This is a genomic window from Siccirubricoccus soli (assembly GCF_024178315.1).
Taxonomy (GTDB): domain Bacteria; phylum Pseudomonadota; class Alphaproteobacteria; order Acetobacterales; family Acetobacteraceae; genus Siccirubricoccus; species Siccirubricoccus soli.
On record NZ_JAMZIK010000059.1, the window covers coordinates 1 to 12782 of the forward strand.

Annotated in this window: 12 protein-coding genes; 6 read left to right on the forward strand and 6 right to left on the reverse strand. The window is 69.9% G+C overall.

The annotated features are described in order from the left end of the window. Positions 1–189, reverse strand: a 189-nt coding sequence (locus tag NJ376_RS09800; protein ID WP_252953065.1) for a transposase, incomplete at its 3' end; no start/stop codon positions are given. Positions 190–1040: 851 nt separating this feature from the next. Here NJ376_RS09800 and dnaQ point away from each other — a divergent pair. From dnaQ to NJ376_RS09830, 6 genes are all read left to right on the forward strand, one after another. Beyond that, complete coding sequence (gene dnaQ / locus NJ376_RS09805; protein WP_252953066.1) at positions 1041–1790, forward strand: DNA polymerase III subunit epsilon; 750 nt, start codon at positions 1041–1043, stop codon at positions 1788–1790. A 150-nt stretch (positions 1791–1940) separates the two neighbouring features. Then, entirely contained in the window at positions 1941–3110 is a 1170-nt protein-coding gene (locus NJ376_RS09810) for a zinc-dependent alcohol dehydrogenase (protein WP_252953067.1), read from the forward strand. A gap of 14 nt (positions 3111–3124) precedes the next feature. Further along, complete coding sequence (locus NJ376_RS09815) at positions 3125–3631, forward strand: cyclase dehydrase (protein ID WP_252953068.1); 507 nt, start codon at positions 3125–3127, stop codon at positions 3629–3631. A 384-nt stretch (positions 3632–4015) separates the two neighbouring features. Continuing rightward, a complete protein-coding gene (locus NJ376_RS09820) occupies positions 4016–5431 on the forward strand; it encodes an MDR family MFS transporter (protein ID WP_252953069.1) in 1416 nt (471 codons plus the stop codon). 400 nt (positions 5432–5831) lie between these two features. Then, complete coding sequence (locus NJ376_RS09825; RefSeq protein ID WP_252953070.1) at positions 5832–6638, forward strand: hypothetical protein; 807 nt, start codon at positions 5832–5834, stop codon at positions 6636–6638. Between the two features lie 25 nt (positions 6639–6663). Continuing rightward, positions 6664–7884 carry an OmpA family protein gene (locus NJ376_RS09830; RefSeq protein WP_252953071.1) on the forward strand — a complete coding sequence of 407 codons (1221 nt, stop codon included), beginning with the start codon at positions 6664–6666 and terminating at the stop codon, positions 7882–7884. A gap of 110 nt (positions 7885–7994) precedes the next feature. Here NJ376_RS09830 and NJ376_RS09835 read toward each other — a convergent pair whose 3' ends face one another. The 5 genes from NJ376_RS09835 to NJ376_RS09855 form a co-directional block, all read right to left on the reverse strand. Then, the gene (locus NJ376_RS09835) at positions 7995–8231 is read right to left on the reverse strand and encodes a hypothetical protein (protein WP_252953072.1); all 237 of its coding nucleotides are present in this window, start codon (positions 8229–8231) and stop codon (positions 7995–7997) included. Between the two features lie 642 nt (positions 8232–8873). Further along, positions 8874–9728 (reverse strand): ferritin-like domain-containing protein, encoded by an 855-nt coding sequence (locus NJ376_RS09840; RefSeq protein WP_252953073.1) that lies wholly within the window; start codon positions 9726–9728, stop codon positions 8874–8876. A 126-nt stretch (positions 9729–9854) separates the two neighbouring features. After that, positions 9855–10268: an ATP synthase F1 subunit epsilon gene (gene atpC, locus NJ376_RS09845; RefSeq protein ID WP_252953074.1), complete on the reverse strand. Its 414-nt coding sequence runs from the start codon at positions 10266–10268 to the stop codon at positions 9855–9857. Positions 10269–10455: 187 nt separating this feature from the next. Next, positions 10456–11886, reverse strand: a complete 1431-nt coding sequence (atpD, locus tag NJ376_RS09850) for a F0F1 ATP synthase subunit beta (protein ID WP_252953075.1) — start codon at positions 11884–11886, stop codon at positions 10456–10458. A 13-nt stretch (positions 11887–11899) separates the two neighbouring features. After that, the gene (locus tag NJ376_RS09855) at positions 11900–12781 is read right to left on the reverse strand and encodes a F0F1 ATP synthase subunit gamma (RefSeq protein ID WP_252953076.1); all 882 of its coding nucleotides are present in this window, start codon (positions 12779–12781) and stop codon (positions 11900–11902) included. Between the last annotated feature and the right edge of the window lies 1 nt (position 12782).

Consider the following 12782-nt stretch of genomic DNA (forward strand, 5'->3'; position numbering starts at 1 on the left):
CTGGACGATCACGCCAGGCTCGAGCGTCTCCCGCACGATCCGCAACCGCTCCTCAGTGGACCAGCTCCGCCGCCGCACCGCGCGCACGCGGACCTCGACTGCAGGCTCAGAGCCTGCTCCGGAACCGCTCTTACGACGCTCATACGAGCGGCTCACGAGTGGTGCTGGCGTCGTCGTGTCGTCGGTCACGCCCACGACATCGACCACCCGCCGTGGTCACCACAAGGCGTGGATCGGCTGCCGCTTACTGCCAAGGCCGCCTGACCGCGATCCCAAAGCGGGTCGGTGCGGACTGCGGCTACACCCGCTATCGAGCTGTACGGGACTGCTGTCCGTCTGGAGCGCACACCGCGCCGGGCAAGAAGCGCGCGGCTGCCGACTCGCGTGCGCCGTGACGGCCGTCGCCCGTGAGCCTCGCTGTCGCCCTGCATCAGTCGCACGTACGCCCGAGCGCTGCGCGACTCGGAGGAATTGCGGCGCACGCCAATTAAAGAAGCGCCGCCGGGTGAACCGGCGGCGCCTCAGGTTTCCGTGCGCGGCCTATCCGTCCCCGGGGTCCGCTCCTCGATGCTTCACCAAGCGAGCAATGCGGGCCAAGAAAAAAAGCAGCAGACCGACGCAACATCGAAGCGCCTTGTGCATGACTCTGCCGATCCCGGTTTCTGTGCCTGTATCCCGGGGGAGCCGCCGCGCTTGCGCGGCGGCGCGGGGGCAGAGCCCCCGAACGGGTCACGCAGTCGGGTGCTGCACGTGTGGTCGGGCTTGGCAGGGCTGCAGTGGGAACGAACAGTAGGCTTGTTGGAGGGATGGCGGGGGGGCGCGAGTTTTTCCTGGCTGGGTGCCGATCCTGTGCGCTGCGAGATGGGAGCCGTCCATGCTTTCCATGGGGGCCATGCTCCACAGGAAGGGGACCTGTGAAAAGTGCGGGGGCGGGCCGCCCCCGGGTTGAGATGCGAAGCACCTCGCTTGCCGCTCAAGTGAAGATGTAGGACACAATTATCCTTGATGATGAACGTCGGGCGATTGCAGGACACTTGCGGATGAACAATGGGCCGGAAGCACGCAATTTAGTTGGCCTTGACGCACATACAGGACTGCGGTGTGTGGTCCTAGACACCGAGACCACCGGCCTCGACCCCCAAACCGGCGACCGGGTGCTGGAGGTTGCGGCGATCGAGCTGATCAACCTGATCCCGACCGACCGGACCTTCCACACCCTGGTCAATCCGGAACGCGATGTGCCGGAAGAGGCGACGCGGGTGCATGGCTTCACCGCCGCCATGCTCCAGGACAAGCCGAAATTCGCCGAGATCGCCGAGGCGATGCTGGAGTTCCTGGGCGATTCCCCCATCGTCGCGCACAATGCGCCCTTCGATTTCGGCTTCCTCGATGCCGAGCTGAAGCGGCTCGGCCGGCCGCCGCTGGACCGGGCGCGGATGGTGGACAGCCTGGCCCTGGCGAAAAAGCGCTTTCCGGGCATGCCGAACAGCCTCGATGCGCTCTGCCGGCGCTACGAGATCGACAACTCCATGCGCACCAGCCACAACGCGCTGCTGGACGTGAAGCTGCTGGCCCAGGTCTTCCTGGAGCTGATGGGTGGCAAGCAGCCGGGGCTGGAACTGGCGACAGCCCGGCGGGCGCCGAGCGCCGAGGCGGCGGCACTGCTGGGGCAGCGCACGCCCCGGCCGATCATCCCGAGCGAGGCGGAGCTGGCAGCGCATGCCGCCTTCCTGAAGAAGCTGAAGGAGCCGCTCTGGCTGCAGCCGCCCTTCGTCCCGGCTGAGGGGTAGGGCTGGGGGCGCTGCCCGCAGGCGGCAGCGCCGCCCCCGCCGAGGACCGGACCGGTTCCGGCCCCCCCGGTCGGAGGTGACGTTCCGCTCCGCAACAAACCGCGCCCCGAACGCCGCGTTGCTGCGCCATTCCCGAGGAAAGGCCCCGGCATGCGCGCTCTCTGCTGGCACGGCACCCAGGACATACGCTGCGATACCGTCCCCGACCCGAAGCTCGAACACCCGCGCGACGCCATCATCAAGGTGACGAGCTGCGCGATCTGCGGCTCCGACCTCCACCTCTACGACAATTTCATGCCTGGCATGGAACGCGGCGACGTCATGGGCCACGAGACCATGGGGATCGTCGAGGAGGTGGGGTCCGAGGTCACCAACCTGAAGCGCGGCGACCGGGTGGTGATCCCCTTCACCATCATCTGCGGCGAATGCGACCAGTGCCGGCGCGGCAATTTCAGCGTCTGCGAGCGCAGCAACCGCAACAAGAGCCTGGCCGACAAGGTGTTCGGCCACACCACCGCGGGGCTGTTCGGCTACACCCACCTCACCGGCGGCTATCCGGGCGGCCAGGCGGAATATCTGCGTGTGCCCTTCGCCGACAAGACGCACATCAAGGTGCCGCAGGGGCTGAGCGACGCGCAGCTCCTCTTCCTCTCGGACATCTTCCCCACCGGCTGGCAGGCCGCGGTGCAGTGCGACATCCAGCCGACGGACACCGTCGCCATCTGGGGCTGCGGCCCGGTGGGGCAGATGACGATCCGCAGCGCCCTGCTGCTCGGCGCGAAGCAGGTGATCGCCATCGACACGGTGCCGGAGCGCCTGGCCATGGCCCAGGCCGGCGGCGCCACCACCATCGACTTCATGGCGGAGAGCGTGGTGGAGCGGCTGAACGAGATGACCGGCGGCAAGGGGCCGGAGAAATGCATCGACTGCGTCGGGCTGGAGGCGCATGCGACGGCGACGCTCGACAGCATGTATGACCGCGCCAAGCAGGCAGTGATGCTGGAGACCGACCGGCCGCATGTGCTGCGGGAGATGATGTATGTCTGCCGCCCGGCCGGCACGCTTTCCATCCCCGGCGTCTATGGCGGGCTGCTGGACAAGGTCCCCTTCGGCATGGCGATGAACAAGGGGCTGACCATGCGCATGGGCCAGACCCATGTGAACCGCTGGACCGACGATCTGCTGCGGCGGATCGAGGCAGGGCAGATCGACCCCTCCTTCGTCATCACCCACACCGTGCCGCTGGAGCGGGGGCCGGAGATGTACAAGACATTCCGCGACAAGAAGGATGGCTGCATCAAGGTGGTGCTGAAGCCATGAGGCGGGCGAATCGCATGGCCAGCGGCCTCGGCTGGTTCAGCATCGGGCTGGGGCTGGTGGAACTGCTGGCGCCGCAGGCGGTGAGCCGGGTGCTGGGGTTGCGCGGGCAGGAAAGGCTGGTCGCCGCCTATGGCGCGCGGGAAGTGGCGACGGGGGTGGGCCTCCTCCTCTCGCGGGACCCGGAGCCCTGGCTCTGGGGCCGGGTGGCGGGGGATGCGCTGGACCTCGGCACCCTGGCGACGGCGCTGGACCGCCAGTCGGACCGGCGGGAGGAGGCCGGGCTGGCGATGCTGGCCGTGCTCGGCGTGACGGCGCTGGACCTGGCCTCCGCCTGGAGCCATGCCTCCCGAAGGCGCGGCAGGGCGGCGGCGCGGCGGCGGTTGCCGGATTATGCGCGGCGCAGCGGCCTGCCCGCCTCGCCGGAGAAGATGCGCGGCGCGGCACGGGATTTCGTGGTGCCGGAGGATTTCCGCACCCCGGCGGCGCTGCGCGCCTGGGGCGTGGCGAATGAGGTGGCGTAGCGCGTGACCGCCCGGGGCGGACGCACCGGGCACGCATGGCGCAGCGCTGCACCTGACACCGTCGGCGCGTCCGCGCGCCCGGCGATGCCGGGCCGCGTGAAGGAGGCGCCGGCACCGCCGATCCCTGGCGGCGTCCGGCGCATCTCCTCGCCAGGTGGCGAGGCCTGGGGCGTGATCGGTCGAGCCTCGCCCGCCCATCCCCCCTGGCCGGTTCCCTGGTCGCGCGAATCGCGCCTTCGGCCGATCCCACTGCAGCCAATCGTGCCCCGGCGGCCCCGGCGACGGGACCGGAGCGGCTTCCAGCCGGCCGGTGTCTTGCCGGCGCGGAGCTTCCGCTGCCGGGCGGGGGCTCGACCGCACCGCCAATTGCTCTAGCCTGGGGCGGTGTCCGACGCAGCGCCCACCCACAGCCTGTTCGCCCCGCGCGAGGTCCGCGGCATCGTCCTCGGCCTGACCCTCGCGCTTTTCCTCTCCTCCCTCGACCAGACCATCGTCGCGACGGCCCTTTCCGCCATCGCCGGCGATCTCGGCGGGTGGGAGCTGATGCCCTGGGTGGTCTCCGCCTATCTCATCTCCTCCACCGTGACGACGCCAATCTATGGCCGGCTGTCGGACCTCTATGGCAGGCGGCCGGTGCTGCTCGCCTCCGTCACCATCTTCGTCCTCGGCTCGGCCCTGGCGGCGCTGGCGCCGACCATGCTGGCGCTGATCGCGGCGCGGGTGGTGCAGGGCCTCGGCGGCGGCGGGCTGCGCGCCCTGGCGCTGGCGGTGGTGGGGGACATCCTGCCGCCACGGGAGCGCGGCAAGGTGCAGGGCTACCTCTCCGCCACCTTCGCCACCGCCAATATCCTGGGGCCCGTGCTGGGCGGGCTGTTCGTCGATGCACTCTCCTGGCACTGGATCTTCTGGGTGAACCTGCCGCTCGGCGCCGCGGCCTTCGGCGCCACCTGGTTCCAGCTCCGCCGCCTGCCCCTGCCGGGCAAGACGCCGAAGATCGACTGGCTGGGGGCGGCACTGATCCTCTGCGCCTGTACCCCGCTGCTGATCGGCATCACCTTCGTGCAGCGGGAGCGGTCCTGGCTGGCGCCGGAGGCGCTGCTCTGCTTCGGCCTCGGCCTGGCGTTCACCGTGGCGCTGGTGGCGCAGGAAAGGGTGGCGGCGCAGCCCATGCTGCCTCTCCAGCTCTTCGCCAACCGCATCTTCACCGCGGCCATCTGCATGACCGGCCTGGCCTCGATGGTGATGATGTCCCTCGTGGTGCTGGTGCCGCTGCACTACCAGACCGTGGCCGGGCTGCCGGCGCGGGAGGCCGGGCTGCGGATGATCGCGATGACCATGGGCACGGTCATCGGCAGCTTCGCCGCCGGGCAGGCGGTGAGCCGGACGGGGCGCTACCGCGCCCTGCTGCTGGGCGGCACGGCGGTGGCGACGGCGATGTGCCTCTTCGTCGGCTGGTTCGGGCTGGGCCATTCCCTGGCAGTGGATTCGGTGGTGACCCTGGCCCTGGGGCTGGCCTTCGGCTGCTGCTTCTCGCCCAGCACCATCATCGTGCAGAACGCGCTGCCGCCGCGGGATGGCGGGCTCGGCGTCTCCTGCATGATGTTCTTCCGGCTGATGGGGGGCGCCTTCGGGGTGGCCTTCCTTTCCTCCCTCCTTCTCGGCGCCCTGCCGGCAGGGGCGAGCGGGGCGGCGGCGGAGCCGGCCTTCGCCATGGTGTTCGAGGCGGCGGCGGCGATCGCCGCCCTGGCGATGGTGGCGAGCCTGATGCTGAAGGAGATTCCGCTGCGCGGGCGGGAGTGACCGCCCGCGAAATTCGCTGGATCCCAGCGAACGGAGCGGACAAGCAGGCCGCTGAGCACTGGCGGCCGATCAGGTCTTTCCCCTGAGCGGGTGTCGCTCCCGCTCTTGCCGGAGGTGCCGCTGGTGCTTGCGGGCCGAGAGGCCATCAAACTTGCGCCACCATCCTTCGCCTTTGCCGCGATTTCCCCCGTGACGCAGCCTCAACGAAGCTGGCGGCAGCCCGGTGCAGCGAGCACCGGCAGCCTCAACCTCGGTGCGGCAGGTCGCGTCAGCTGGCAGGACCGCAGACCATGCCGCATCCGGAATGGCATGGACAGTGCCTGCCGTTGGTGTCTATGCAAGCTCGGGAGCAAAAGCGGCGCGGGAGGTGGGGGCTTCGCGTGTCGCGGGAGGAAATCCCTTGGCTACGCAAGACGAGCTCGGGCTCGACATTGCCTCGCCCCGCTGGCTTCGCTTGGCAATCGGGCTTGCGGCGCTGGTCGCCGCATTCGCCCTCGGCATGGCGGTCCTTTCCCTCCTCGATGTCTATGACGGGCGCAGCCCGGCCAAATGGCCGCGGCAGGTCACAGGGGGGCCCAGGCTCGGCTCGGCCCCGGGCACCTCGTCCGACATCCGCGAACCGGCCAGCCGGGACCTGACGCCTGAGGGGGAGGCCCTCGCCAGGATACTGGCGCAGCGCGCGATTGCGGAGGCACAGCAGGCGGCCGAGCTGACCGCCCTGCTTCGATCGGTGTCGGAGGCCAGGCTGGCCGCCAGCCTGGCGCCTGCTCCATCCCGTGATCCCGTCATCCACCGGCCTGACGCCGAGGCGATCCCCGACAATGCTGCCGCAGGGGACATGGGCCTGGGCACGCGTCCTACCGCCCTGGCAGAGGTGCCGCCCTTGAAGGCAGCACCGGCGGAGGGGCCCTCCTTCGAGATCCTGCCGCTGGCCGCGCTGCCCACCGGAGCACCGCTGGCAGCCCTGCCGCCGCTTCTCCCATTGCCCTCCGGCGCGCCACCGAAGCCGGCAAAGCGCCCGCGCCAGCTGGCAGCGCTGGTCGGCAAAGCGAGCCTGGAGTCGCGCACACCGGCTCCGGTCGCGCTGGCTGCCGGCCCGCGCGTGGATTCGCGCTGCGGCCCATTGCTCGCACGGCTCCAGCTTGGGGAAGGTCCCACCGATGCCGACCGCGCCCTCCTGCATTCCGCCTGCGCCACACGGCCATGACGCGGCCCGGTGGGGCCGGCGCAGCATGGTCACCGCGCTGCTTCTCGGGCTGGCGGGCTGCGCCGACCAGCCCGCCGCGCCGCCGCCGCCACCCGGGCTGGCGGACTTGCCGAAGGACGCCCTGCCGCTGGATGAAGCAGCGCTTCTGCTGGCGGAAGCAACGCTGGCCGGTGCCCGCAGCCTCCCTGAGATTGCTGCGGGCGGGCACCGGGCGATCGTCATCGACCCGCTGATCGACCGCGCGAGCGGGGCCGAGACGGGCGCAACGCGCAGCATGGTGTCCCGCATCGAGACGCTGATCCGCGAGCGGCACTCGCAACTTGACCTGCAACCCTTCACGCTGGCGGCGCTGGATGCGCAGCCGCTGATCCTGCTCGGCGCCATCACGCCTTCTGCCGGCCCGGGAAACCTCGCCAGCGCCCGCGGCCCGACCGAGACCTTCCGGATCTGGGCCATATTGGGTGACCTGCGGACCGGCAGGATCCTCTCCCACCCCACGGCCTGGGTCATCGGGGAGAGCGTGGACGCAACCCCCACCGCCTTCCATCGCGAGAGCCCGGCCTGGGCCGAGGATGAGATGGTGGCGGCCTATCTCCGCACCTGCGCCGGCGCGCCCGGGACACAGATGGACGCCGCCTATCTGCAAGGGCTGCGGGCCCAGGCCGCCCTGGCGGAGGCGATCGCCGCGCAGGAGCAGGACCAACCGGGGCGTGCCCTGGCGCTGTTCCGGCAGGCCACGGCCCTGCCGTCCGGGCAGCAGATGCGGGCGCTGAACGGGATCTACCTGGCAACCCTTGCCCTCGGCGATGAGGCGGCCGCCGAGGACGCCTTCGGCCGCCTGGTGGATCACGGCCTCACGCGGAACAGGCTGGCCATCAAGCTGCTGTTCCGGCCGGGCAGCACGGAATTCGTCCGCGACCCGGCGGTGAGCGGGCATTACGCCATGTGGTTGCGGCAGATCGCGGACCGCGCGGCGGCGCGGGTGTCCCTTCTCCGCGTCGTCGGCCATACCAGCGTGACCGGCAGCGCGATAACGAACGACCGATTGTCCCTGGCGCGCGCGCAGAGAGTGCGGCGCCGCCTCATTGCCACGGCGCCAGCACTGCGCGACCGCAGCGAGGCGCTGGGGCTCGGCGCGCGGGAGCCGATCATCGGCCTCGGCACCGACGATCTGCGCGACGCGCTGGACCGCCGGGTAGAGTTCCGCCCCGCCGAGAGCACCGTCCGATCAGGTGGCAGCACCTGATCGGACTGCCTGCTTCATGAGATGTCCAGAGCAGCTTATCTCCGGTGCGGCGGATCACGTCGTGATCCGATCGGGTGTTTCCAGCCGATCGGTGGTGTTCGGCCGCCGCATCAGGTGGTCGGGACGGGGGCGGCGAGGCGTAGCTGCTCCACCTGGCGAAGCTCGTCCTCCCGCTGCGCCTCCAGCGGCTTGACCGCATCGGCGCAGACCGCCGGGGCGCTGGGCGTGCAGCTTCGCCGCGTGGTCGCGATGCGCTCCTCGAAGTTGCGGCGCACCTCGTCCGCCCGCCTGGCGTAGAAGGCGTCGCGCTCCGCCGCCGTACCGAACTGGCTCGGCGCGAGGACCACGGTGACGTTGCTCGGCTAGAGCAGATCGCCGTAGGGCGGCAGCGCCCGAAGGCGTGAATCTGCTCTGCAAACAAAGGCTTAGAGCGTTTTCGGTGAACGCATGTAAACCGAAAACGCTCTAGGTGCCCATGGCGCCGGAAGCCGCGTCGACGGCGAGACCGATCAGCCCGCCGAGCAGGATGTTGCCCACGGTCATGACCTGGAAGTCTGGCTTCACCACGCTGGCCCCCGGCAGGTTTCCCCGCCGCGTGCATTCCACGGCAAGGTCGCGGGTGCTCTTGCTGATGGTCGTGGTGCCGGGGGTGGGTTCACCACGGCGATCACCTCGCCGTTCCGCTTGATCTGGCAGGAGGCCCCGGCGGGCTCCGACATGACGGCCATGGTGGACGAGGTGCCGGAGGTGATGGTGGCGCAGGCCGGCAGCAACAAGCCAAGGGCCATGCGAGGAGGAGATGATGCATGATGCTTCCCAGACCGTTGCGATTCAGGGAAGGCATTATGTTTGGATATTGCACCCAATGAGCCGCGAACGGAATTCCGTTCACACTCCCCGCCTTGCGGCGCCGCGTGCCAAGGCGCCCAAGGAGGCTGCTCTTCCAACAGAATCCGGCCTCGGCGCGATACCGCCAGAGGCTATCCGCTTCAGGCTGCCAGCTTCAGCCCCGCCTCCACCTGCTGCCGCGCCAGCGCGTCCCGGTACTTGTCACGCCGCCAGCAGAGCAGCCGCCAAGCCGCTCGCGCCGCCAGATCCGCCATCCGGCCGCGCGGCTCCAGCCCCACCGTCTTGAACATCATGCCCATGCTGCGCTCGATGTGGCGAAAGCGGTAGAAGCCCATCGCCCGGCCCATATAGCCCGCCGTGCAGCGGGCATGATCGTAGCCCAGCTCCGCATCCTCGTTGGCGCAGTGATAGGCGAAGGCGAGCTCGTCATCCTCCGTCTCCCCAACCCGCCCGGCGGCGATGCGCAGCCGCTGCAGGAAGGAGAGGTCCTCGCGCTTCAGGTAGCGCTTCAGATGGTCGTAGAAGAGCTTGAAGTGACGGTACTCATCCGCCGCGATCTGCCGGCAGAGCGCCTGCAGCACCGGCTCCTCCGAGGCCTCGGCGAGCGCGGTGTAGTAGCTGCTGGTGCCGGTCTCCACCATGCAGCGGGCGATCAGCTCCCCGCTGCGGGAACCGCGGATGGAGGCATTGGCCTCGACATCGATCTTGAAGCCCTCGCGGTAGCGGGCGAAGGCCGCCGCATAGTCCCAGCCCGGATCGGCGAGCGAGGCCCAGCGGCCCAGCGCATCGCCGTGCTGGATCTCCTCCACCGCCCAATGGTCGGCGGCCTGGCGGAAATCCGGGTCGTCGGAGAAGACGGAATTGAGGTAGCGGGCATAGTCGCCGCCATTCCGCTCCACCATCGCCGCGGCCTTCACTGCCGGGACGATCTCCGGGTCCATCTTCGTGGGATCGAAGCGATCCCACGGCAAATCCTCAAGACGCCAATGCTTCATCGCGCAGCAAGGCCATACCGGCCCATCCCCTACCCCGGAGGCGCGTCAACGCCCTTCACCGTGGAATGTTCGCCGGGGCGAGGCAGGATTCAACCCTCGGCCGCACATTCGGCCGCCGGGTGGCCCTCAGGCCGCGCCCGCCGCCGCCACGGCGGCCTGCATGGCCAGCACCCGGGCCATGGCGGCGTCGCGCTTCGCCTCCGGCTCGGTCAGCGGAATGGCGTTCAGTGCCGCCTCCGCCTCGGCCAGGCGCTTCTCCGATTCGGCGCGGGAGAGGCTGGCGAGCGGCGTCGCCTCATCCGCCAGCACCGTCACCCGGGCGGCGGAGATCTCGGCGAAGCCGCCGGCGACGAACAGCGCCTCGGTCTCCGCGCCGTTCTCCTGCACCCGGATCACCCCGCCGCGCAGCGCCACGATCATCGGCGCATGGCCCGGGAGCACGCCCATCTCGCCCTCGATGGCCGGGATGGTCGCCATCTCGACCGGGCGGGAGAGCAGCAGCCTCTCCGGCGAGACGAGTTCGAACTGGAAGGTGGCCATCAATTCATTCCCGTCATTCTGGCGGCGAGGGCCCAGCCACCCGCCGAGGCCGCGTCCGCGGCAAGCCGCAAGGCGGCGAAATCCAGGAGCCACGGGCCGGGCGGGGTCGCCCCGCGGCCCGCAGCGTCGGTCGGCCCCGGATGCCGCGGCCCGCCGGAGCGGGCCGCAACCCCGAAGCCGGTCGCCGTCAGGCGGCCTGCTTCAGGCTCTCCGCCTTCTTCACCGCCTCTTCGATGGTGCCGACCATGTAGAAGGCGGCTTCCGGCAGGTGGTCGTACTCGCCGGCCACGATGCCGGCGAAGCTGCGGATGGTGTCCTCCAGCTTCACAAAGACGCCCGGCGTGCCGGTGAAGACCTCGGCCACGTGGAAGGGCTGGCTGAGGAAGCGCTGGATCTTGCGCGCGCGCGCCACCACCAGCTTGTCCTCTTCCGAGAGCTCGTCCATGCCGAGAATGGCGATGATGTCCTGCAGCGACTTGTAGGTCTGCAGGATGCGCTGCGTCTCGCGCGCCACCCGGTAGTGCTCCTCGCCCACCACGCGCGGGTCGAGGGCACGGGAGGTGGAGTCGAGCGGATCGACCGCCGGGAAGATGCCGAGCTCGGCGATGGAGCGGTTGAGCACCGTCGTCGCGTCGAGGTGGGCGAAGGAGGTGGCCGGCGCCGGGTCGGTCAGGTCGTCCGCGGGGACGTAGATGGCCTGCACCGAGGTGATGGAGCCCTTCTTGGTGGAGGTGATGCGCTCCTGCAGCGCGCCCATGTCGGTGGCCAGCGTCGGCTGGTAGCCCACCGCGGAGGGGATGCGACCGAGCAGCGCCGACACCTCGGCGCCCGCCTGGGTGAAGCGGAAGATGTTGTCCACGAAGAACAGCACATCCTGACCCTGCTCGTCGCGGAAGTATTCCGCGAGCGAGAGGCCGGAGAGGGCGACGCGAGCGCGGGCGCCCGGCGGCTCGTTCATCTGGCCGTAGACCAGCGCCACCTTGGAGCCTTCGGTGGAGCCGTTGTCGCCGAGCTTGATGACGCCGGCATCGACCATCTCGTGATACAGGTCGTTGCCCTCGCGGGTGCGCTCACCCACGCCGGCGAAGACGGACACGCCGCCATGCGCCTTGGCGACGTTGTTGATCAGCTCCTGGATGGTGACGGTCTTGCCCACGCCGGCGCCGCCGAACAGGCCGATCTTGCCGCCCTTCAGGTAGGGGGCCAGCAGGTCGATGACCTTGATGCCCGTCACCAGGATTTCCGCCGAGGTCGCCTGCTCCTCGAAGGGCGGCGCCTCGCGGTGGATGGTGTAGGTCTTCTCGTGCGGCACCGGGCCGCGCTCGTCGATCGGCTCGCCGATCACGTTCAGGATGCGGCCGAGCGTGCCGTTGCCGACCGGCACGGCGATGCCGGCGCCGGTGTCCACCACTTCCTGGCCGCGCACCAGGCCATCCGTCATGTCCATGGCGATGCAGCGCACGGTGCGCTCGCCCAGGTGCTGCGCCACTTCGAGAACCAGCGTGTTGTCGCCGTTCTTCGTCGTCAGCGAGTTCAGGATGGCCGGCAGCTCACCGGGGAACTGCACGTCCACGACGGCGCCGAGAACCTGGGCGATCTGCCCGACATTGTTCTTCATGGCATCAAGCTCCTCAGACGGCCTCGGCCCCGGAGATGATCTCGATCAGCTCCTTGGTGATGTTGGCCTGTCGCGTGCGGTTGTAGTTGAGCGTCAGCTTGTTGATCATTTCGCCGGCGTTGCGCGTCGCGTTGTCCATCGCGGTCATCCGCGCGCCCTGCTCGCCGGCGGCGGATTCCAGGATGGCGCGGTAGATCTGCACGGCGAGGTTGCGCGGCAGCAGCGTGCCGAGGATCTCCTCCTCGGTCGGCTCATACTCGTACAGCGCCTGGGGGCCTTCGGCGGCCGCGGCACCCTCCGGCAGCGGCGCCGGGATCAGCCGCTGCTCGGTCGGGATCTGGGTGATCACGTTGCGAAAGCGGTTGTAGAGCAGGGAGCAGATGTCGAAGCCCCCCTCCTCCAGCATCGCGGTGATCTGCTGCGCGATCTCCTCGGCATCCGCGAAGTCCACGCGCTTCTTGCCGGCGAAGGTGATCTCGCCGACGAAGCGGCTGGCGAATTCGCGCTTCAGATAGGCGGCGCCCTTGCGGCCGACGGCAAGGATCTTCACCGTCCGCCCCTCGGCCTCCAGCGCCCGCACACGGGCGCGGGCCAGGCGGCCGATCTGGGTGTTGAAGGGCCCGGCCAGGCCGCGATCCGCGGTGACGACCACCAGCAGATGCACCCTGTCCGCGCCCGTCCCCACCAGCATGCGCGGCGCGCCGGGGGAGGAGGCCACGGCGGAGCCGAGCAGGGCGAGGATCGCCTCCATCCGCTCTGCATAGGGCCGCGCCGCTTCCGCCTGCGCCTGGGCACGGCGCAGCTTGGCGGCAGCCACCATCTTCATCGCCTGGGTGATCTTCCGCGTGGATTTCACGCTGTTGATCCGCCCACGCAGGTCCTTCAGGCTGGCCATC

Bases quoted from the DNA above. Each gene is read 5' to 3' on its own strand.
- atpD (WP_252953075.1), bottom strand. From the start codon at position 11,886: ATGAAGAACAATGTCGGGCAGATCGCCCAGGTTCTCGGCGCCGTCGTG.
- dnaQ (WP_252953066.1), top strand. From the start codon at position 1,041: ATGAACAATGGGCCGGAAGCACGCAATTTAGTTGGCCTTGACGCACAT.
- NJ376_RS09830 (WP_252953071.1), top strand. From the start codon at position 6,664: ATGGTCACCGCGCTGCTTCTCGGGCTGGCGGGCTGCGCCGACCAGCCC.
- NJ376_RS09815 (WP_252953068.1), top strand. From the start codon at position 3,125: ATGGCCAGCGGCCTCGGCTGGTTCAGCATCGGGCTGGGGCTGGTGGAA.
- NJ376_RS09840 (WP_252953073.1), bottom strand. From the start codon at position 9,728: ATGAAGCATTGGCGTCTTGAGGATTTGCCGTGGGATCGCTTCGATCCC.
- NJ376_RS09855 (WP_252953076.1), bottom strand. From the start codon at position 12,781: ATGGCCAGCCTGAAGGACCTGCGTGGGCGGATCAACAGCGTGAAATCC.
- NJ376_RS09810 (WP_252953067.1), top strand. From the start codon at position 1,941: ATGCGCGCTCTCTGCTGGCACGGCACCCAGGACATACGCTGCGATACC.
- atpC (WP_252953074.1), bottom strand. From the start codon at position 10,268: ATGGCCACCTTCCAGTTCGAACTCGTCTCGCCGGAGAGGCTGCTGCTC.